This window comes from Pseudomonas sp. IT-P176, assembly GCF_949767245.1.
Classification (GTDB): domain Bacteria; phylum Pseudomonadota; class Gammaproteobacteria; order Pseudomonadales; family Pseudomonadaceae; genus Aquipseudomonas.
This window is the reverse complement of sequence record NZ_CATKPN010000068.1, coordinates 132,031-151,054: the sequence shown is the minus strand read 5'-3', so window position 1 is coordinate 151,054 and position 19,024 is coordinate 132,031. Positions and strand designations below refer to the sequence as shown.

At 61.3% G+C, this 19,024-nt stretch carries 19 protein-coding genes; 8 read left to right on the top strand and 11 right to left on the bottom strand.

Annotated features, from left to right (window positions below; genetic code table 11):
• Positions 1-41 precede the first annotated feature (41 nt).
• The 6 genes from ACM6IP_RS19880 to ACM6IP_RS19855 form a co-directional block, all read right to left on the bottom strand.
• Positions 42-806 (bottom strand): ABC transporter ATP-binding protein, encoded by a 765-nt coding sequence (locus ACM6IP_RS19880; protein WP_095166927.1) that lies wholly within the window; start codon positions 804-806, stop codon positions 42-44.
• Between the two features lie 13 nt (positions 807-819).
• On the bottom strand, positions 820-1,938 hold the full coding sequence (locus ACM6IP_RS19875) for a succinylglutamate desuccinylase/aspartoacylase family protein (RefSeq protein WP_095166929.1): 1,119 nt from the start codon (positions 1,936-1,938) through the stop codon (positions 820-822).
• 27 nt (positions 1,939-1,965) lie between these two features.
• Positions 1,966-2,676 (bottom strand): ABC transporter permease, encoded by a 711-nt coding sequence (locus ACM6IP_RS19870; protein WP_095166931.1) that lies wholly within the window; start codon positions 2,674-2,676, stop codon positions 1,966-1,968.
• Complete coding sequence (locus ACM6IP_RS19865; protein WP_095166933.1) at positions 2,673-3,401, bottom strand: ABC transporter permease; 729 nt, start codon at positions 3,399-3,401, stop codon at positions 2,673-2,675. Before ACM6IP_RS19865 ends, ACM6IP_RS19870 begins: the two co-directional genes overlap by 4 nt.
• A 58-nt stretch (positions 3,402-3,459) precedes the next feature.
• Positions 3,460-4,242, bottom strand: coding sequence for a transporter substrate-binding domain-containing protein (locus ACM6IP_RS19860; RefSeq protein WP_095166935.1), 783 nt, complete (start codon positions 4,240-4,242; stop codon positions 3,460-3,462).
• Between the two features lie 240 nt (positions 4,243-4,482).
• Positions 4,483-6,933: a penicillin acylase family protein gene (locus ACM6IP_RS19855; RefSeq protein ID WP_095166937.1), complete on the bottom strand. Its 2,451-nt coding sequence runs from the start codon at positions 6,931-6,933 to the stop codon at positions 4,483-4,485.
• Between the two features lie 185 nt (positions 6,934-7,118).
• Here ACM6IP_RS19855 and ACM6IP_RS19850 point away from each other — a divergent pair, with 185 nt between their 5' ends.
• Entirely contained in the window at positions 7,119-7,685 is a 567-nt protein-coding gene (locus ACM6IP_RS19850; protein ID WP_095166939.1) for a cysteine hydrolase family protein, read from the top strand.
• Between the two features lie 49 nt (positions 7,686-7,734).
• On the opposite strand, the gene ACM6IP_RS19845 is transcribed toward ACM6IP_RS19850, so the two are convergent.
• From ACM6IP_RS19845 to ACM6IP_RS19830, 4 genes are read right to left on the bottom strand one after another with little or no spacing between them, the layout of a single operon-like run.
• Positions 7,735-7,944 (bottom strand): SEC-C metal-binding domain-containing protein, encoded by a 210-nt coding sequence (locus tag ACM6IP_RS19845; protein WP_064676164.1) that lies wholly within the window; start codon positions 7,942-7,944, stop codon positions 7,735-7,737.
• Between the two features lie 5 nt (positions 7,945-7,949).
• Positions 7,950-8,435 carry an LEA type 2 family protein gene (locus ACM6IP_RS19840; protein WP_414862144.1) on the bottom strand — a complete coding sequence of 162 codons (486 nt, stop codon included), beginning with the start codon at positions 8,433-8,435 and terminating at the stop codon, positions 7,950-7,952.
• 38 nt (positions 8,436-8,473) lie between these two features.
• On the bottom strand, positions 8,474-8,947 hold the full coding sequence (locus ACM6IP_RS19835) for a YchJ family protein (protein WP_414862143.1): 474 nt from the start codon (positions 8,945-8,947) through the stop codon (positions 8,474-8,476).
• Between the two features lie 4 nt (positions 8,948-8,951).
• Positions 8,952-9,449 carry a DUF6231 family protein gene (locus tag ACM6IP_RS19830; RefSeq protein ID WP_095166945.1) on the bottom strand — a complete coding sequence of 166 codons (498 nt, stop codon included), beginning with the start codon at positions 9,447-9,449 and terminating at the stop codon, positions 8,952-8,954.
• A 190-nt stretch (positions 9,450-9,639) separates the two neighbouring features.
• Between ACM6IP_RS19830 and ACM6IP_RS19825 the strand changes: the two genes are divergently transcribed.
• The 4 genes from ACM6IP_RS19825 (at position 9,640) to ACM6IP_RS19810 (ending at position 12,306) form a co-directional block, all read left to right on the top strand.
• The gene (locus ACM6IP_RS19825) at positions 9,640-10,329 is read left to right on the top strand and encodes an OmpA family protein (protein ID WP_095166947.1); all 690 of its coding nucleotides are present in this window, start codon (positions 9,640-9,642) and stop codon (positions 10,327-10,329) included.
• A gap of 90 nt (positions 10,330-10,419) precedes the next feature.
• The gene (locus ACM6IP_RS19820; RefSeq protein WP_401127980.1) at positions 10,420-11,136 is read left to right on the top strand and encodes an OmpA family protein; all 717 of its coding nucleotides are present in this window, start codon (positions 10,420-10,422) and stop codon (positions 11,134-11,136) included.
• A gap of 140 nt (positions 11,137-11,276) precedes the next feature.
• Positions 11,277-11,555, top strand: coding sequence for a DUF1145 domain-containing protein (locus ACM6IP_RS19815; RefSeq protein WP_401127977.1), 279 nt, complete (start codon positions 11,277-11,279; stop codon positions 11,553-11,555).
• A complete protein-coding gene (locus ACM6IP_RS19810; protein WP_095166953.1) occupies positions 11,548-12,306 on the top strand; it encodes a hypothetical protein in 759 nt (252 codons plus the stop codon). The genes ACM6IP_RS19815 and ACM6IP_RS19810 overlap by 8 nt, the downstream gene beginning before the upstream one ends.
• Before the next feature lie 252 nt (positions 12,307-12,558).
• On the opposite strand, the gene ACM6IP_RS19805 is transcribed toward ACM6IP_RS19810, so the two are convergent.
• A complete protein-coding gene (locus ACM6IP_RS19805; RefSeq protein ID WP_095166955.1) occupies positions 12,559-13,023 on the bottom strand; it encodes a CopD family protein in 465 nt (154 codons plus the stop codon).
• A 99-nt stretch (positions 13,024-13,122) separates the two neighbouring features.
• Here ACM6IP_RS19805 and dinG point away from each other — a divergent pair, with 99 nt between their 5' ends.
• The 3 genes from dinG (at position 13,123) to ACM6IP_RS19790 (ending at position 18,994) form a co-directional block, all read left to right on the top strand.
• Entirely contained in the window at positions 13,123-15,267 is a 2,145-nt protein-coding gene (gene dinG / locus ACM6IP_RS19800; protein WP_095166957.1) for an ATP-dependent DNA helicase DinG, read from the top strand.
• A gap of 82 nt (positions 15,268-15,349) precedes the next feature.
• Positions 15,350-17,734 (top strand): beta-agarase, encoded by a 2,385-nt coding sequence (locus tag ACM6IP_RS19795; RefSeq protein WP_414862142.1) that lies wholly within the window; start codon positions 15,350-15,352, stop codon positions 17,732-17,734.
• Positions 17,735-17,848: 114 nt separating this feature from the next.
• On the top strand, positions 17,849-18,994 hold the full coding sequence (locus tag ACM6IP_RS19790) for a serine hydrolase domain-containing protein (protein ID WP_414862141.1): 1,146 nt from the start codon (positions 17,849-17,851) through the stop codon (positions 18,992-18,994).
• The last annotated feature ends 30 nt before the right edge of the window (positions 18,995-19,024 follow it).

Here is a 19,024-nt window from a genome sequence, read left to right as displayed (position 1 = left end):
GGGCAAAGGAGCGCAGTGGGAGCCAGCGCTCCCACTGACCGCTACTTCAGGTTGCCACTGAGGAACTGCTTGAGCCGTTCACTTCGGGGATTGCCCAGTACATCCTCGGGCGTGCCTTGTTCTTCCACCAGGCCCTGGTGCAGGAACAACACCTGGTTGGACACCTTGCGCGCAAAGCTCATTTCATGGGTGACCATGATCATGGTCCGGCCTTCTTCGGCCAGCCCCTGGATCACCCTGAGCACTTCACCCACCAACTCCGGGTCCAGGGCGGAGGTCGGTTCATCGAACAGCATGACTTCCGGCTCCATCGCCAGTGCACGGGCAATGGCCACCCGCTGCTGCTGGCCGCCGGAGAGGAATGCCGGGTACTGGTCCGCCACACGGGCAGCCAGGCCGACCTTGTCGAGGTAGCGGCGCGCGCGGTCCTCAGCGTCTTTTTTACTCACCCCCAGCACCCGGCGCGGAGCCATGCTGATGTTTTCCAGCACAGTCATGTGGCTCCACAGGTTGAAGTGCTGGAAAACCATGGCCAGGCGGGTACGGATGCGTTGCAGCTCGGCTTCGTCGGCGACCCGCATGCCGTGGTGGTCCTTGATCATGCGGATTGCCTGGCCATCGAGGCTCATGGCGCCGTCGTTGGGGGTTTCGAGAAAGTTGATGCAGCGCAAAAAGGTACTCTTGCCCGAGCCGCTGGCGCCGATCAAGCTGATCACGTCGCCCGTCCTGGCCTTGAGCGACACACCCTTGAGGACTTCATGGCTGCCGTAGCTTTTGTGCAGGCCTTCGATGGTCAATTTGTACATGGAGTGAACATCCTCAAGGCGAAAGTAGGTAGCCGGTTCGATAGGCCTCAAGGCCCGCCACGTGGGCGATCACCATGCCAGCGGTGGCCATGCGGCGGGTCGAGCGGGCATACAGCAGGCCCTCGTTGGTGCAATGGACCGGCGTGACCCGGTCGCTGATCGGATCGATGATTTCGGCGATCAATTGCCCGGCCTGCAGGTACTCTCCCGGTAGCACGCAGTACACCAGCAAGCCACCGACCGGAGTCGCGACCGGCTCCACCGCCGCCAGTGGCGTGGCCGGGTAGGGCAGGTCCGGCAGGGGTTGGATTCGGCCGTCGATGGCGCCAAAGTGCGTCAGGTAGTCGATCAAGGCCTGGCAATCGAGGCTGGCCAGTGGGTGGTTGACGTCGCCCTGGCCACGCAATTCCAGGGTCACCGAGAAGCTGCCAGAGGGTATCGGGAAGTGTTCGCCGAAGCGCTCTTGCAACTGCCACCACACCAGGGTGAAGCACTCATCGAATGACTGGCCGCCGGAGTCAGTGGCCAGCAGGCTGGCCTCGGCGCCGATGTAGCGCGCCAGCGGTTCGACCTGGGGCCAGGCCTGGGGCGTGGTGTACAGGTGGGTGACGGCTTCGAAGTCACAGTGCAGGTCCAGCACCATGTCGGCATCGCAGGCCAGGGTCTGCAGCACCAGGCGCTGGGACTGCAGTTGCGTGGCGGCACTCTGGCGCAGCAATGCCTGACGCAAAGTCCGGCGCACCAGTGCCAGGTTGTGCTGCGGATCCTGGTTGAGCTGGCCTTCGATTTCGTGACCGATCGTTTCGCCGAGGTCGACAAACCAACGGTTGAAATTCTGCCCGCTTTCCAGTTCGTAGCGACCCAGGGGCACGTCCATCAACACCTGTTCGAGGCCAATCGGGTTGGCCACCGGTACCAGCACGATCTCGCTGAGCAGGCGGCCCTCGGCTTCGAGTTGGGCCAGGCGTTGCTTGAGGTGCCAGGCCACCAGCATGCCCGGCAGTTCGTCGGCATGCAGTGAGGACTGGATGTAGACCTTGCCCTGGGCCTGTGTCGGGCCAAAGTGGAAACTGTGGATCTGGCGTGCGGTGCCCGGCAGCGGGGCAAGCAAGTCATGAATCTGGTGGCGCATGTGCGTGAGTGTCCTGCAACGTGAGAGCTAGTGAGTTGGACCGAGAAATGCCAGCCAGCGGCGTTCGGCAACCCGGAACAGACCGACCAGGGCAAAGGTTACGGCCAGGTAGATCAACGCGGCGATGCCGAACGACTGGAACGTCAGGAAGGTCGCCGAGTTGGCGTCCCGCGCGACTTTCAGGATGTCCGGGATGGTCGCGGTGAAGGCCACAGTGGTGGAGTGCAGCATCAGGATCACTTCGTTGCTGTAGTAGGGCAACGAACGGCGCAGGGCCGAAGGCATGATTACGTAGGCATACAGCTTCCAGCCCGTCAGACCATAGGCCTTGGCAGCCTCGACTTCGCCGTGGTTCATGCTGCGAATCGCCCCGGCGAAAATCTCCGTGGTGTAGGCGCAGGTGTTCAGGGCGAAGGCCAGGATCGTGCAGTTCATCGCGTCGCGAAAGAACGCATCGAGCACCGGTTGCGCGCGGATCGCGGCGAGGCTGTAGATCCCCGTGTAGCAGATCAGCAACTGGATATACAGCGGCGTGCCACGGAACAGGTAGGTGTAGAACTGCACCGGCCAGCGGATGTAGAAATGCGGTGAAACCCGGGCAATCGACAGCGGGATCGACACCAGGAAACCGATGCAGATCGAGGCGCTGAGCAGCCACATCGTCATCGCCAGGCCGGTGATGTGGTAGCCGTCGCTGTACAGGAACGGGCGCCAGTACTCTTGCAGAAGTTCGATCATCGTACGGCCTCCCGGGCACCGGCGGCATAACGCCGTTCCAGCCAGCGCAGGACAACGTTCGACGCGCTGGTGATCAGCAGGTAGATCAGCGCCGCCAGCACCAGGAAGTAAAACAGCTGGTAGGTACTTTTACCGGCATCCTGGGCGGCCTTGACCAGGTCGGCCAGGCCGATGATCGACACCAGTGCAGTCGCCTTGAGCATCACCATCCAGTTGTTACCGATACCCGGCAAGGCGAAGCGCATCATCTGCGGGAAGACCACGTAGCGAAAACGCTGGCCGCGCTTGAGGCCGTAAGCGGTGGCGGCTTCAACCTGGCCGCGGGGCACGGCGAGGATCGCGCCACGGAAGGTTTCGGTGAAATAGGCACCGTAGATAAAGCCCAGGGTGATGACCCCGGCGCTGAACGGGTTGATCTCGATGTATTCCCATTCCAACAGATCGGTCAGGGACGTCAGCCAGGTTTGCAGGCTGTAGAAAATCAGCAGCATCAGCACCAGGTCCGGCACCCCACGAATCAACGTGGTGTAGCACTGCGCGGGTATGCGCAGCAGTCTGGAAGCTGAGAGTTTGGCGCTGGCGCCCAGGAGGCCGAGTAACACGGCCACCAGCAGCGACAGTACCGATAATTGGATGGTCATCCAGGTGCCTTGCATCAGCAGGGGGCCGAAGCCTTTCAAGCTGAAGGCTGAGAGCCCCAGGTTTTGTAGGAGTTGTTCAAACATGAAGTCAGCAACCTGATAGCGAAAAAAAGGCGCCCATCACGAGGATGGGCGCCGGGCATTATTTGCCGCTGTACAGATTCAGATCACCAAAGTGTTTCTTTTGAATGGTGGCGTAGGTGCCATCATCGTGTAACGCTTTGATACCTTTATCGAGAAGGGCCTTCAGCTCTTTGTTACCTTTCGAGATACCGACAGCGGTCTTGGCTGGCAACAGTGGGCTGTCAACGGGTTTGCTGACTTCATAGTCGGCGCCTTGTGGCGACTTCAAGAAGCCCAGTTCGGCTTGCAGCATGTCCTGGATCGACGCGTCGAGACGCCCGGAAATCAGGTCGGCGTAGACCTGGTCCTGGTTGGCGTAAGCCTTGGTCTTGACCCCGGCCTTGTCCAGCACGGCCTTGGCATACGCTTCCTGGATGGTGCCTTGCTCGTAGCCGACAGCCTTGTCCTTGAGCGATGCGGTATCGGCGGTCAGCCCAGAACCTTTTTTGAACACGAAGGAAGTGGGGCCGGAGAACAGCTCGCTGGAGAAGTCGATAACCTTCTCGCGGGCCTCGGTAACGGTCATCGAAGAGATTACACCGTCAAATTTATTGGCCTTGAGGCCAGGGATCATGCCGTCGAAATCGCTTTCGACCCATTTGCATTTGACCTTCAGCTCGGCGCAGATCGCATTGCCCAGATCGATATCGAAGCCAACCAGGCTGCCGTCCGCTGCTTTGGATTCGAACGGCGCGTAGGAGGGGTCAACACCAAATCGCAACTCTTTGTATTCTTTGGCCAGCGCGGAACCCGCGGCCATGCACAACGCCAGTGCAGAAAGGGTCAGCAATGCTTTTTTCATTATTCAATCCCTAAGAACCAATATGAGCGCTTGTGGCGCAGAATTATTGTTACTGGAAAGCGTAAGACCTTATGAAAGTAGCAATTTCCGAACCAGAGTCCCGAACAAGCGTTTTAAAAGATGATTCAACAAAAGTCCTGGGCAGATTCGCGCCCAAAAATGGGCGCGAAGGATTGACTGCACCAGCATGGAGCCTGGGCTGACTGAGCCGGTGTGCCCCAGGCACCGGTCCCCGCGAGTTTACTTTCCGGGCACCAGGGTCAGGCGCGTCTTGCCATAGACCTTGTCGAAGTTCTGCGGCTGCATCGGCAGGCTCTGGTATTGGCCCTTGAGCCACGGTTCGATACCGTTCAGGTAGCTGGGACTGGCCGGATTACCGGACTGACCACTGCCGTTCTGCGCCTGCAGCGGTTCTGCCTGAGCGAAGTCGACGATAAAGCGCATCGCCGGTGCCAGCGTGACGTTGAAGTCCTGGCCCCAGGTGTAGGCGGACATGTTCAGGGTGGTGTGATCGCCACCGGCGGACATAGGCGCGCGCACAGTCTGGCCGCGCACGTCCTTCCATTCGTAGTGGTGCAGTTTTCCCCATTGCCAGGCTTTGCGGTCACCGCCCATCTGGCTTTCGCCAGCAGAAATGGCGGCGGCCAGGCTACGGGCAAGGATCGCCGGCTTGTCTTCCTTTTGCGGGGTGCGGGCGTCATCCCAGAACGGGCTGTCTTCGCGGCCGAGCAAATGGTCAGCCTGGGCCGAGTAGGACAACTTGCCGCTGGCAACAAAAGCTTTCCAGGCCGGGCTGTTCTGCGGCCCCAATTCGTCGAGGAAGATCTGCTGCATGCTGGCCTGCAGGAACAACTCGTAGATCGCCGCGTCAGTCGAGGTCGCACTGAGCTTGCCGTCAAAGGCCATCAGGCGGCTGTAGGCCTCGCGTGCCTTGCCAGCCTCGGCGGCGGGCAGGGCGGCGATGGCTGTTTTGAGCGGTGCCGACATGCCGGGCGACTCGAACATTTTTTTCAGTTTGCTGGCAAACAGGCTGGTCTGGTCGTATTGCATGGCGATCATGCTGCGATTGTCGTGCTTACCGCTCCCTGCCAGTTCGGCGATGCGCTCGCCGCGCTCGGGTGCGGCCCATGAATTGGACAGCTGCATGCCGTAACCGTGAGGAATCACCCGCTGGTTGGCGGTGCCGAGCCAGCCTTGCACCGGGTCCTGATCATACGGATGGAGCATCGGGTCGGCGTAGCCGTCCCAGTCGTAGCGGCCTTCCCAGCCGGGGGATGGCAGCAAGCCTTCGCCTTCGCGACGGTTGGGGAAGCGGCCGGTAACCTGCCAGCCGATGTTGCGAGCGTCGGCAAACACCATGTTCAGGGCAATCGCGCGGATTTCGCGGCTGGCGTCCGAGGCTTTTTCCACATTCTGCGCGCGGGTCAGGTCGAAGAACGCGTCCAGGCTCTTGTCGTCGGTCAAATTGGGTTGCTGCAAGGCCAAGCCGAACCCGTTACCCAGCGCAGTGCCTTGGGCGCTGTTGAGCAAGGCGCCGTGGCGGGTTTCGTACACGGCTTCGCGAATCGGTCGCTGGCCTTTGATGAAGTAGGTTTCGTTGCGCACCATCACTGGCTGCCATTTACCCGCAACTTCGTAGCTCAGGCCGTTGCCCTGGCGCTTGAGTTTTTCCAGGAACAGGTCCTGGTTGTCGCCCAGCACCGCCGTCATGCTCCAAGCCACTTGGCCGTTGAAACCGGCCAGGACCATTGGCAAGCCGGCGATGGAAACGCCGGCTGCCTGGTATTTCGGGGCACGAATCTGCACGAAGCTCCACAGCGACGGCACCCCGAGCGGCAATTGGCTGTCGCTGGCCAGCAGGCTTTTACCGCTGCGGCTGCGTTGTGGGGCGATCGCCCAGTTGTTCGATGCCGTGCCGCCGAGCATGTTCAACGTGCCCAGTTGCTCGCCAGCGTTAGCCACCTCGGCAAGGCCTGGGATCGTACCGTTGAGCTTGATGCCCTGGAGTTTGTCGGTTTCCGCCAACGGCAGTTTTTCGTCCGGATAGGACGGCGACAGCCATGCCAGCTTGTCCTGGGTGACGGTTTGCGCCATGACCAGCGCGGAAATTTCCTGCGGCAGGTTGGCTGACTGGCTGAAGTTCAGCAGGCAGAAAATCAGCGCCGAGTCTTCCGGTTTCCAGTACTCCGGTTGGTAACCGGTGGCAGCCAGGTCTGCTGGCAGCTTGTCGCGATAGCGGAACAGGTAAGCGTTGACCCCGCGCGCATAGACTTCAAAGAAGCGCTTGAGGCGAGGCGAGGAGGCTTTATAGAGTTCGTCGGCGCTTTTCTTCAGGTTCACGGCGCGCATGTAACGGTCGGCGTCGAGCATCTGTGGGCCCGACATTTGCGCCAGGCGGCCCTGGGCCAGCAACCGCATGCTGACCATCTGGTAAATGCGATCAGTGGCGTGCACATAGCCGAGGGTGAACAAGGCATCGTGGAAGGTGCTGCTTTCGATCAGCGGCATACCCATGGCATTGCGTCGCACGGAGACGTTTTGCGCCAGCCCTTTGAGCGGTTGCACACCGGAGGTCGGCGGTAGCGTGTCCTGGGCATTCCAGGTCTGGCATCCGCCAAGACTGAGCACACTGGTGACTGCTGCGGCAACGCCGAACCGGGGAAGAAAAGATGTAAAGGCTGGCGAGGCCATGGCAAAGCTCCGTACCAAGAAAGGCGCTACGTTAGTGAGCGACCGAGGGCCGCGCAAGCAGGGGCCGAGCTTATTTGAGGGTTTGTCGGATAAATCACGGATTTTTCGACCATAGGCCTGTTTGGCTGCCGTAAATGACGGTATTGAAGGGGGGTATTGGGTAATTGGCAGAGGGAAATAGCGCCATGCAACTGCAGATAAATGCCACCTTGATCCTGATCGATCAGCAAAAAGGAATCCATCAGCCCCGGCTCGGACCGCGCAACAACCCTCAGGCCGAGGAACGCATTGCCGAGTTGCTCGAGCAGTGGCGCGCCAGGTCGTGGCCAGTGATCCACGTGCAGCACCTGTCCCGCTCGCCGGAATCGGTGTTCTGGCCGCAACAGTCGGGCGTGGAATTTCAGCAGCGGTTCATGCCCTTGGCGGGTGAACCGGTGATCCAGAAGCAGGTGCCAGATGCGTTCTGCGCAACCGGGCTGGCAGAGGATTTACAGCGAGGGGGAGTCAGCCAGTTGATTATCGTTGGCGTGGCGACGAATAACTCGGTGGAGGCCACTGCACGAACTGCCGGCAACCTGGGGTATGAAACCTGGGTGGTGGAGGACGCCTGCTACACCTTCGACAAGCAGGACTATTTTGGCCAGTGGCATTGCGCGCAGCAGGTGCATGCCATGTCGCTGGGTAATTTGCAGGGCGAGTACGCAACGGTGGTGACTGCCCGCGACATCCTGATGGCGAGCCGCATCGGGTAATTGTGGGAGCGCCGTCCGGCTTGCTCCCACACGCCTTGGGGCTAGCGCATCAGGCGCCGTGGCACTTCTTGAATTTCTTGCCGTTGCCGCATGGGCAAGGGTCGTTGCGGCCAACATCTTTCAAGGCGTTACGCACCGGTTCCTGGTGAGCGTGGCCGCAGTTTGGGCCGTGCACGTGGCCATGGTCGTGATCATGGTGTTCGTGATGGTCATGATCGTGGTTGCAGTCAGGGCCATGGACGTGGGGTTGCTGGGTCATCAGGGTTACTCCGGAATAAAATCGCCGGGAATTATCTCGCCATAACGTGAAAGGTGCACGTCTTTGCCGAACAATAATCCGGTTTGCAGGGTTCCCTCCAGGCGGTAAGGGATGGGCTGCTCGGGTTTTTTCAGCAACTTGACCACTTCTCGCAGGTGCTGCCACAGGTTCGTGCGGATCGGCACTTGGAAATACCCACTGCTCTTGGGGTCGACGCTGAACCACTGATCACTCTCGCCCTCGGTCAGCAGAAACTGGCTCAAGTGAATGCGGTATTCCAGGCCACGGATCGTCAGGCTGGAGTCATTGGGATTGTCGACGCGAAAGTACAGCATGAACTTCTGGTCAAGCAGCCGGGCCCGGACCACCTCGACCTTGAGCAGGTGGACCTGAGGCTCAAGCTCATCGTCGCTGAACCAGGACACGCAACCACTGAGACTCAGCAGCAAAAGCAGGCTGATGCAGTGCAGGGCGCGGCGCTGGTTGAGCATGGTCTGGCTCCCTTTACCCGCTGTACAGGTTCAGTCCCCTAGGCGAAGTACCCGGCACAGCACTTCTTGAACTTCTGCCCGCTGGCACACGGGCAGGCGTCATTGCGTCCGGCCTTGAGCGGTACGGTCGGGTCAATGAAGTACCAGTGCCCGGCGTTCTGTACGAAAGAAGAACGTTCACGGTGACTGTGTTCGCCGTCGCTGTCATGCCAGCGCGCAGTAAAGGTGACGAAGGCGTGTTCAGGTTGGCCGCCGAATACTTCCGAGCTTTCCACTTCCAGGCCTAGCCAGGTGCTCTGGGCGCTCCAGGCGCTGATCGACTGGCGGTCCAGGCCTGATTGCTGGGCAGGTAGGGTGGTTGCCACCAGGTAGTCGATCAGGCCTAGCACGTAGGCGCTGTAGCGCGAGCGCATCAAGGCTTCGGCGCATGGCGCGGGGTGCCCGGCATGGTAATGCCCGCAACAGGCATCGAGTGGCGTGCTGCTGCCGCAAGGGCAGATGGATGTACTCATTGTGTTACCACCAGTATTTTCCGAAATTCTCTGGATTGGCCCAGAACCGTGAGTTGAGCCAGTCAGGTACTTGTTTGTAGTCAAGCAGATCATAGGTGAACAGGGTCAATACTTGTTCGTCGCGCTGGAAACGTTCGCTGGCTTGCAGGGCCAGGGAGAAGAAGTCGGTGTCCTGCCAGCCGCAGGCACCCAGGTCGGCGAGGACCACGATGCGACTGGCGTTGAGGTTGCGGATCCCGCCGAGCAGGTTCAGGCCGTCGCGCTTGGGCAAATGCTCCAGGCAGTCGAGGGCCAGGGCCAGGTCGAAGCGCTGCGCAGCCAGGTCCGGCGGCAGTGGGCCAGGTGCGACCTGGGCAACGATGGTGTCGGGGTGCGCCAGCTTGAACGCCTGCAGTGCCGGAAAGTCACTGGCACCGATCAGCAGCAGCCGCTTGGGCGCATAACGATCGAGCAAGGCGGCGAGCGCCTGCTGGGGAGTACGCAAAGAAATAGCGGCGGTCATCAAGGATCCTCAATCAGAACTGCCAAGACTAGCCTGCCCGAACGCTCGGGCCTAGAGCGGGTTTGCACTGGATGTTGCGATCGCCCGTAAATACGCGATGAAGCCAGGATGGCCTATTGCTGGCGGATATTAAAACTCGGGTCTTTACTGCTTGAATCGGTCGTACGCCGATCCCTCAGGAGAAAACTCGATGAGCATAGTTCGGACAGCATTACCCTTGGTTCTGCTAACCAGTGTGTTGACTGGTTGCGCAGGTTTGCAGAAAACCGACTGGCCGACCTGTGCGGCGGTGGGCGGCGTGGTCGGTGCGGGTCTCGGCGCGACGAAAAGTTCGGCATGGGCCGGCGGTGGCGCGCTGTTCGTAGGTGGATTGGCAGCCGCTTATTGCTGGGTGCATGGCGACGGTGATGAAGATGGCGACGGCGTGCTGGACAGTCGTGACAAGTGCCCAGGCACACCAAAAGGCGTGCAGGTCGATGCCAATGGCTGCCCACCACCTGAGCCGGTGGTTGAAGAAGTGGTGGTGGTCAAAGAGGAAACCATCGTCATTCGTGATGTGCACTTCCAGTTCGACTCAGCGAAGTTGACCGAAGCCGACAAAACCAAGCTGGAAACCATTGCCTCCCGACTGAAACAGGAAGCAGCTACAGCGCAACTGACCGTCACCGGGCATACCGACAGCGTGGGCAGCGATGCCTATAACGAGAAGCTCTCGGATAAACGTGCGCATTCGGTGGTCGAGTACCTGATTGAAGAAGGTGTGCCACGTGCCAGCTTCGTGTCGGTACAAGGTGCCGGTGAAAGCCAGCCAGTGGCCGACAACAAAACCGCTGACGGGCGTGCCATGAACCGTCGTACCGAAATCAAAATCAACCGCTAGTCCCTCTCGCATCCGCGGCTTGTGCAGTCGCGGATGCGGGTCTTTACTCCTGAGTGACCGGTATGGGCCGGTAACACAGGAGCATTCACCATGAGTCTTCGTGCGCGGACCGTGATACCGGTACTACTGTTCGGCAGCCTGTTGACAGGTTGCGCCACCCACAGCGACGGCACTGCCCCCCTCAATCAACGTACCTGGCCGATCTGCAGCCTTATCGGCGGCTTGGCGGGCGCAGGCCTGGGCGCAATTGAAAGTGGTGGTTGGGCGGCTGGTGGCGCGGCACTCGGTTTGTTGACGGGAGGCTTGATCTGTTACGCGCAGGATGGCGATGAGGACGAAGACGGGGTCTTCGATCGTCGCGATCATTGCCCGGATACCCCGGCCAATACCCCGGTCGACAACAGGGGTTGTCCGATTCCCCAGTACCCGGCCACCGTCAAGCCGGTCGAACCGCAAAGTGAAGTGATCACCCTGAGTGACCAGGGAGAGGTGTTGTTCGCCTTCGATTCCGCGCAATTGACTCCAGCGGCCCAGGAACAATTGGTGGGGTTGATGGATAAACTGAAAAACGCCGACGTACTGAGTATCAAGGTGGTCGGGCATACCGATAGCCAGGGAACAGACGCCTACAACCAGGCGCTCTCCGAACGGCGCGCCAGCAGTGTCGCGGCCTTCCTGCTGGAGCAGGGGCTGACGCCGGACAAACTCACCAGCCAGGGCATGGGCGAAAGCCAGCCTGTGGCCGACAACGCCAGCGAAGAAGGGCGGGCGAAAAACCGTCGGGTTGAACTGGTGATCGGTCGCTGATCGACGGCTGCCGGATGGTCGATCCTCGTCGATCCGGCAGCTAAACAGCCCGGCGCGCAAGAATTTTCACGGACCTCTGGCGCATCCCTCGTGGAAGTCGTTACTGTGCGCGCAAAGAATAATGAAGCACGGGGGAGCGTATGAAAGTGTTTTGGGGGCTGGGCAAGTGTTTGACCCTGATGTTCTGGCTGGTGGTGCTGGTCAATCTTGTGGAACCGCTAATCAACCCGATTGATCTGCTGGTCAATCTGGCGGCCAGCCTGTTGCTGCTGACCCACCTGTTGGAAGTGCTGCTGGTGCACCGCAACCTCAAGGGCCGCCCTCACCCGTGGCGTGATCGCCTGCAAATCCTCCTGTTTGGCATTTTTCACCTGCGGACCCTGTCTGCCCCTACCTCTGGGGAGCCTCGCCATGCGTAAACTCTGCTTGCTTGCCGCACTGGTAAGCCCACTGGCCACGGCGCAGGTGGTCAGTGTGGAAAGTCATTCGCTGATGCGTCTGCCCAATACCACCAGCACCCTGCAGCTGGAGCGTCTGGACGTTGCGGACTATGGCACCTTGCTGATCCCCTCGAACGTCACTGAGTTGGACGTGGGTCAGTTACGCCTGGGGCGCGAGGCGCGGATTGCGATTGTTCCCAGTGAACAGGTCCTGCAGTTGAAGGTCGGGCATGCCCAGCTTGCCAGTGGTAGCCAGATTACTTCCCGTGGTGCGCCGGGTACTTACCTCAAGGCCGCTCGCGGCGGGCGTAACCTGAATTTGCGGATTGCGTCGTTGAGCGCGCCCGAGTTGTCGGTGGATGCGCGCGGTGGCGCTGGCGCCCCGGGTTATGTGGGGCTCGATGGGGCCAACGGTCAGGAACCCGGTTGCACTTGGGGCGAGGCTGGACGTGGTGCCGATGGGGATAACGGGGGGGATGGTCGTGCTGGTGCGCCAGGGGCTTTGGTGCGTCTGGAGTTGCCACGTGATTATCCAGAGCAGCAGATCAAGGTGCAGGTTGAGGGTGGCGCCGGAGGGGTGCCGGGGGCAGGAGGTAAGCCTGGTGCGGGGGGCAAGGCCAAGGGGTGTCTGGTTTATCGTGCCGATGGTGGTAAGAGCGGGCGGCCTGGGGTGGCGGGGCAGCCAGGGGTAGAGGGAGCGGCTGGGGCTGTTAGTTTGCAGCGGCTGTAGGGAGTGATTGGGGTTTTGTCGGGGGATGCGGGATCTGCAAGTACCGCAAATTACTGTAGGAGCGGGCTTGCCCGCGATGACGACCTGCGCCACATGATCAATCTCGGCAATCCCCTGTAGCAGCTGCCGAGCCCGCGAGGCTGCGTTCGAGGACGCAGTCCTCGCCCCAGCGGCCTCGAGATTAAAAGCTTCAGACGAGCTAACGCTCGGCCGGTTGCGCGGTGGTCGCTGGGGGCGGCGGGCTCTGTGTCTTTAAAATGTCGGGCGCGCCGCCGCAATTGCGACCAGCACCAATCCTACAATCAAATTGATTCCCACCAGGCGCCGTATCCCGCCCAAGGTGGCGGCGCCGGTCGGCCAGTCTTCGGCCAGGACGGCCTTGCGTAGCTCGGGCAGTTGCAGTGCTTGAATACGAATGAACAATGCAGTCATCACCAGGTACAGGCCCATCATGATCTGCACGTAGCGTGGGGCGGTTTCGAAGCCGTTGAAGCGCAGGTGGATCAGGCCGACGCCGCTGATCGGCAGGATCAGCACGGCAATCCAGACCCAGAGAAAAAAGCGCGGGAACACTTCCACCCACAATTTAAGGCGGGCCGGGCCCTCGAGGGCCTTTACGGCGGCGGGGCGCAGGACCATCCAGGCGAAAAACATGCCGCCGACCCACACCAGGGCTGCCAGTGTGTGCAGGCTATAAATGAAGGCGAAAAGTGTCATTGGGGTACTCCGTTCTGCGCGGGATTAATTAGCGGGGTATGATAGCGGCCGATCCGAACCACTGAAAATTTATCCAGCGTTTTTTGCGCCCGACAATCCATGATCAGCACTGAACTCAAAACCACGATCCAGGGCGCTTATTCGCGTTTTCTCGAAGCCAAGAGCCTTAAGCCGCGCTACGGCCAGCGCCTGATGATCGCCGAAATTGCCAAAGTTCTGGGTGACATCGACACCGACGACGAAGGCCGGCGCAGTGGCGACCCCGCGATTGTCGCGGTGGAAGCCGGTACCGGTACCGGCAAGACCGTGGCCTACAGCCTGGCGGCGATTCCCACTGCCAAGGCCGCCGGCAAGCGCCTGGTGATTGCCACCGCCACCGTCGCCCTGCAAGAGCAGATCGTCTACAAGGACCTGCCGGACCTGATGCGCAACAGCGGGCTGAATTTCAGCTTTGCCCTGGCCAAGGGCCGGGGTCGCTACATGTGCCTGTCCAAGCTCGACATGCTGCTGCAAGAAGGCCACGCGCAAACCGCCACGGCCCAGCTGTTCGAGGAAGAAGGCTTCAAGATCGAGGTCGATGAGGCCAGTCAGAAGCTGTTCACCAGCATGATCGAGAAACTCGCCGGCAATAAGTGGGACGGCGACCGCGACAGTTGGTCCACCGCCCTGGAAGATGCCGACTGGGCGCGCCTGACCACCGACCACAGCCAGTGCACCAACCGCCATTGCCCCAATTTTGGTCAGTGCGCCTTTTACAAGGCGCGCGAAGGCATGGGCAAGGTCGATGTGATTGTCACTAACCACGACATGGTCCTCGCCGACCTGGCCCTGGGTGGCGGTGCCGTGCTGCCGGACCCGCGTGACACCATCTATGTGTTTGACGAAGGCCACCACCTGCCGGACAAGGCCATCGGCCACTTCGCCCATTACACGCGCCTGCGCTCCACCGCCGACTGGCTGGAAACCACCGCCAAGAATCTCACCAAGTTGCTCGCCCAGCACCCGTTGCCCGGCGACTTGGGCAAGCTGATCGAGCAAGTGCCGGAGCTGGCGCGTGAGATCAAGACCCAGCAGCAGTTCATGTTCAGTGCCTGCGAGCAAGTAGCCGACTTCAAGCCCGGCGAAGACGTCGAAGGCCGTGAGCGCCCGCGTCATCGGTTTGTCGGTGGGGTGATTCCCGAGCACATGCGCGAGATGGGCATCGAACTGAAGAAGGGCTTTGCCCGCCTGACCGATGTCTTCACCCGGCTCACGGAGCTGCTCAAGGAAGGTATGGACGGCGAGGTCAACATTGGTATCGCCAGCAACCAGGCGGAAGAATGGTACCCGCTGTTTGGCAGCCTGCTGTCTCGCTCCCAGGGCAACTGGGAATTGTGGACCGCCTTTACCGCCGAAGACCCGGAAGACAACCCGCCCATGGCGCGCTGGCTGACCCTGGCCGAAAGCGGTTCGCTGTTCGATATCGAGGTCAATGCCAGCCCGATCCTGGCTGCGGAAATGCTCCGGCGCAACCTCTGGAATATCGCCTACGGTGCCTTGGTGACCTCGGCCACCCTGACCGCCCTCGGCACCTTCGACCGCTTCCGTATGCGTGCCGGCCTGCCGAAAAAAGCCGTGACGGCGGTCGTGCCGAGCCCGTTTCACCATGCCGATGCCGGTGTGCTGCGGGTTCCCGACCTGCGTGCCGACCCGCGTGACGCCCCGGCGCACACTGCGGCGATCATCCGCGACCTGCCGGAACTGGTGGAAGGCTCGCGTGGCACCCTGGTGCTGTTTTCCTCGCGCAAACAGATGCAGGACGTGTTCGACGGCCTCGACCGCGACTGGCGCAAGCAAGTGTTCATTCAAGGCAACCTGTCGAAGCAGGAAACCCTGAACAAGCACAAGGCGCGGGTCGATGGTGGCGACTCCAGCGTGCTGTTCGGCCTGGCCAGTTTTGCCGAAGGTGTCGACTTGCCGGGGGCCTATTGCGAGCACGTGGTGATCGCCAAGATCCCGTTCTCGGTTCCCGATGACCCGGTGGAAGCCGCACTGGCCGAATGGATCGAAGCGCGGGGCGGCAATCCGTTCATGGAAATCTCTGTGCCGGACGCCTCGCTCAAGCTGGTCCAGGCTTGCGGTCGCCTGCTGCGCACCGAAGAAGACCGCGGCACCATCACCTTGCTTGACCGGCGCCTGGTCACGCAGCGTTACGGAAAGGCGATCCTCAACGCCTTGCCACCGTTCCGTCGCGAAATATCTTGAGACAGGGTGGGCGGAAACGCCCACTTCGTTGTCTATCTCCTATCACCGATTTCACACTGGCCCTAGGGAGAACCTGGTTCATATGATTCGCCGCTCGTTACCCGCTGTTTTTGCCCTGATGTTCGCTGCGCCTCTGCTGGCGGCACCCGCCGGGCAGCAGACGCTGTTCAACTTTGTCCGGCCTGCCGATGTGGTCCAGGTGACGACACAGGATGCCAGTCTGCCGCAATCCAACGCGGAGCAAACGGCCGAGGGCGAAGTGCTGCGGCGTGTGACGTTCAACCCGACGGCGCAACCAAGCCTGCGCCTGACCCCGCAAACCGGGGCCTGGGACTGGTCGCAATCGGGGGTCATGAGCCTGCGCCTGCAGAGCGCGATGAACTGGGCTGTGACGCTTTACGTCAAGATCCAGAGCAACGACGGTAAAACCCTGGTCAGCCGCGTCGACTTGCCTGCCGGACCGGCGCAAACCCTGTTGGTGCCGCTTAAGCCAAGTTCACCCCTGAGCCAAGGCATGAAGGCCGGCCCGCCGATGCCGATGACCGTTGATGGTCAGCGGATCCTGCTGGCCAGCAGCGAGGGTGAGTTGGACCCTGCCCAGGTGGTGTCCGTCACTCTGTCGATGGATCAGCCGAAAGTGGCCCAGAGCATCCTGATCGAGCGCTTTGGCGTGCAGGACGGCGCGGCGGTCACCCAGGCGGTCTACGGTTCCCTGGTGGATGCCTATGGACAGTCGAGCCGGGCGAAATGGCCGGAAAAGATCGCCACTGACGAGCAGCTCAAGGCGGCCGCCGCCAAGGAACAGCAGCAATTGAGTGGCTGGCTGGCCCAGCGCGAGCGCTCGGCCCTGGACCCCTTCGGCGGCTTGAACAAGGGCCCGGCCTTCAAGGCCAGCGGCTTTTTTCGCACCGAGAAACGCGACGGGCGCTGGTACCTGGTGACACCACAAGGTCACCCGTTCTACTCCCTGGGGGTCAACACGGTCACTGCAGACGCCAACCAGACTTACGTCGCCGGTCGCGAGGGCATGTTCGAAGTATTGCCGGGCAACGACCAGCCGCTGGCCGTGCATTACGGTGAAGGCGATAACCGCGGCGGCAATGGCGTCGATCGCGGGCGTGCCTTCAATGGCGGTCGCTGGTATGACTTTTATGGCGCCAACCTGCAACGCACCTACGGTCAGCCTTGTGTCGCCGGCACCCCGGCGAAGGTTGCCGAGACCGGCGCCGAAGCGCCCGTCGCGCCGTGCGCACCTTATGCCTTCGATGAAAAACGCTGGGCCGGGCACACCCTGGATCGCCTGCAGGCGTGGGGCTTCAACACCCTGGGCAACTGGAGCGAGCCGGCTCTGGGCCACAGCGCACGAATGCCCTACACCTTGCCGTTGTCGATCGTCGGCGATTACACCAGCATCAGTACCGGGAACGACTGGTGGGGCGGCATGCCCGACCCGTTCGACCCGCGTTTTGCCATGGCCACCGAACGTGCAGTGGCCATTGCCGCACGCGATCATCGGGATGATCCCTGGTTGATCGGCTACTTTGCGGACAACGAGCTGGCCTGGGCCGGTCCCGGTGACGATCCCAAGGCGCGTTATGCCCTGGCGTATGGCACGTTGAAAATGACCACCGACGTGCCGGCCAAGCGCGCCTTCCTCAAGCAGTTGCGCGACAAGTACCGCAATCAGGCCGGCCTGTCGAAGGCCTGGGGCATTGATCTGCCAGCCTGGGAATTGATGGAAGACCCAGGGTTTGTGCCGCCGGTACCCAATCCCGAGCATCCGGAAATCGAAGCCGACTTCAAATACTTCCAGAAGGTCTTTGCCGACACCTACTTCAAGACCATTTCCGATTCGTTGAAATGGCATGCGCCGAACCACCTGCTGCTCGGCGGCCGGTTTGCCGTCAGTACGCCCGAAGCGGTGGCGTCCTGTGCACAGTATTGCGATGTGCTGAGCTTCAACCTGTACACGCTCAAGCCCCAGGACGGCTATGACTTCAGCCAGTTGCAGGCGCTGGATAAGCCGGTGCTGATCACTGAGTTCAACTTCGGTTCACGGGATCGCGGCCCATTCTGGGGTGGGGTAACGGAGCTAGCGAGGGAGGAGGAGCGGGGACCGGCGTATGCCAACTTCGTCAAACAGGCGCTCAGCGAGCCGTCGATTGTCGGGGTGCACTGGTTCCAGTACCTCGATCAACCGGTGACCGGGCGTTTGCTGGATGGCGAGAACGGACATTTTGGCCTGGTGGGGATCACCGATATTCCGTTTCAAGGTTTTGTCGACAGTGTGCGCAAGGCCAATCTGCAGGCCGTCGATCAGCTCGCCAAGGCGGGCGAACAAGCCCGACTGGCCGCCGAGAAAGCCGCCAATGCGGGTGACAAACCCGAGGGCGAAAAGCCTGCTCACGAGCCGCAGGGCGCGGGGCAGGGCGGCCACACCGGTGGGCATTCGGGTAATGGCCATTAATCGCTGAAGCAACCCCTTTAAACCAGCGACCGCCCAGCCCGAGCGGGTTCCCAAAACCCTCAAGGGCTGGAACAATGCGCTAACGATTCGAGATGTTTCTCCGGGGAGTGGTTGGTGCAGATTCAGGGTCATTACGAGCTTCAATTCGAAGCAGTACGCGAAGCCTTCGCGGCACTGTTCGATAACTCCCAGGAACGCGGCGCGGCATTGTGCATCCAGATCGGTGGCGAAACCGTCCTCGACCTGTGGGCGGGCACGGCCGACAAGGACGGCAGTCAGGCATGGCACAGCGATACCATCGCCAACCTGTTTTCCTGCACCAAGACCTTTACCGCCGTGACCGCCCTGCAACTGGTTGCCGAGGGCAAGCTGCAACTCGATGCGCCGGTCGCACGCTACTGGCCCGAGTTCGCCGCCGCCGGCAAGGAAGCGGTGACCTTGCGCCAGTTGTTGTGCCACCAGGCAGGCCTGCCGGCACTGCGTGAGTTGCTGGCACCCGAAGCACTCTATGACTGGCAGACCATGGTGGAGGCCCTGGCGGCCGAAGCTCCTTGGTGGACGCCGGGTGAAGGCCATGGTTATGCGGCAATCACCTATGGCTGGCTGGTGGGTGAACTGTTGCGTCGGGCCGATGGCCGCGGTCCGGGCGAATCGATCGTCGCGCGGGTGGCACGCCCCTTGGGGCTGGATTTCCATGTCGGCCTGGCCGATGCAGAGTTCCATCGGGTGGCGCACATCGCACGGGGCAAAGGCAACGTCGGCGATGCGGTCGCCCAGCGCCTGTTGCAGGTCACTTTGCGCGAGCCAACAGCCATGAGCACCCGGGCGTTTACCAATCCGCCCTCGATCATGACCAGCACCAACAAGCCAGAGTGGCGACGAATGCAACAGCCGGCGGCCAATGGCCACGGCAATGCCCGCAGCCTGGCCGGCTTCTACAGTGGACTGCTGGATGGCAGCCTGCTGGAAAGTGACATGCTCCAGGAACTGACGCGCGAGCACAGCCTGGGCGAGGACAAGACACTACTGACCCGGACGCGTTTTGGCCTGGGTTGTATGCTGGATCAGCCGGACGTACCCAACGCCACCTTCGGCCTCGGCCCTCGGGCTTTTGGTCATCCTGGGGCGGGGGGATCCGTCGGGTTTGCTGATCCCGAGCACGATGTGGCCTTCGGTTTTGTCACCAATACCCTGGGCCCTTACGTGTTGATGGACCCGCGTGCGCAGAGGCTGGTGCGGGTTCTCGGCGATTGTCTGTAAAAAGGTGGTTGCCAGGCATTTTTCTGATAA

Coding starts and splice junctions, on each gene's coding strand:
- ACM6IP_RS19880 (WP_095166927.1), bottom strand. CDS start 806: ATGTACAAATTGACCATCGAAGGCCTGCACAAAAGCTACGGCAGCCAT.
- ACM6IP_RS19875 (WP_095166929.1), bottom strand. CDS start 1,938: ATGCGCCACCAGATTCATGACTTGCTTGCCCCGCTGCCGGGCACCGCA.
- ACM6IP_RS19870 (WP_095166931.1), bottom strand. CDS start 2,676: ATGATCGAACTTCTGCAAGAGTACTGGCGCCCGTTCCTGTACAGCGAC.
- ACM6IP_RS19865 (WP_095166933.1), bottom strand. CDS start 3,401: ATGTTTGAACAACTCCTACAAAACCTGGGGCTCTCAGCCTTCAGCTTG.
- ACM6IP_RS19860 (WP_095166935.1), bottom strand. CDS start 4,242: ATGAAAAAAGCATTGCTGACCCTTTCTGCACTGGCGTTGTGCATGGCC.
- ACM6IP_RS19855 (WP_095166937.1), bottom strand. CDS start 6,933: ATGGCCTCGCCAGCCTTTACATCTTTTCTTCCCCGGTTCGGCGTTGCC.
- ACM6IP_RS19850 (WP_095166939.1), top strand. CDS start 7,119: ATGCAACTGCAGATAAATGCCACCTTGATCCTGATCGATCAGCAAAAA.
- ACM6IP_RS19845 (WP_064676164.1), bottom strand. CDS start 7,944: ATGACCCAGCAACCCCACGTCCATGGCCCTGACTGCAACCACGATCAT.
- ACM6IP_RS19840 (WP_414862144.1), bottom strand. CDS start 8,435: ATGCTCAACCAGCGCCGCGCCCTGCACTGCATCAGCCTGCTTTTGCTG.
- ACM6IP_RS19835 (WP_414862143.1), bottom strand. CDS start 8,947: ATGAGTACATCCATCTGCCCTTGCGGCAGCAGCACGCCACTCGATGCC.
- ACM6IP_RS19830 (WP_095166945.1), bottom strand. CDS start 9,449: ATGACCGCCGCTATTTCTTTGCGTACTCCCCAGCAGGCGCTCGCCGCC.
- ACM6IP_RS19825 (WP_095166947.1), top strand. CDS start 9,640: ATGAGCATAGTTCGGACAGCATTACCCTTGGTTCTGCTAACCAGTGTG.
- ACM6IP_RS19820 (WP_401127980.1), top strand. CDS start 10,420: ATGAGTCTTCGTGCGCGGACCGTGATACCGGTACTACTGTTCGGCAGC.
- ACM6IP_RS19815 (WP_401127977.1), top strand. CDS start 11,277: ATGAAAGTGTTTTGGGGGCTGGGCAAGTGTTTGACCCTGATGTTCTGG.
- ACM6IP_RS19810 (WP_095166953.1), top strand. CDS start 11,548: ATGCGTAAACTCTGCTTGCTTGCCGCACTGGTAAGCCCACTGGCCACG.
- ACM6IP_RS19805 (WP_095166955.1), bottom strand. CDS start 13,023: ATGACACTTTTCGCCTTCATTTATAGCCTGCACACACTGGCAGCCCTG.
- dinG (WP_095166957.1), top strand. CDS start 13,123: ATGATCAGCACTGAACTCAAAACCACGATCCAGGGCGCTTATTCGCGT.
- ACM6IP_RS19795 (WP_414862142.1), top strand. CDS start 15,350: ATGATTCGCCGCTCGTTACCCGCTGTTTTTGCCCTGATGTTCGCTGCG.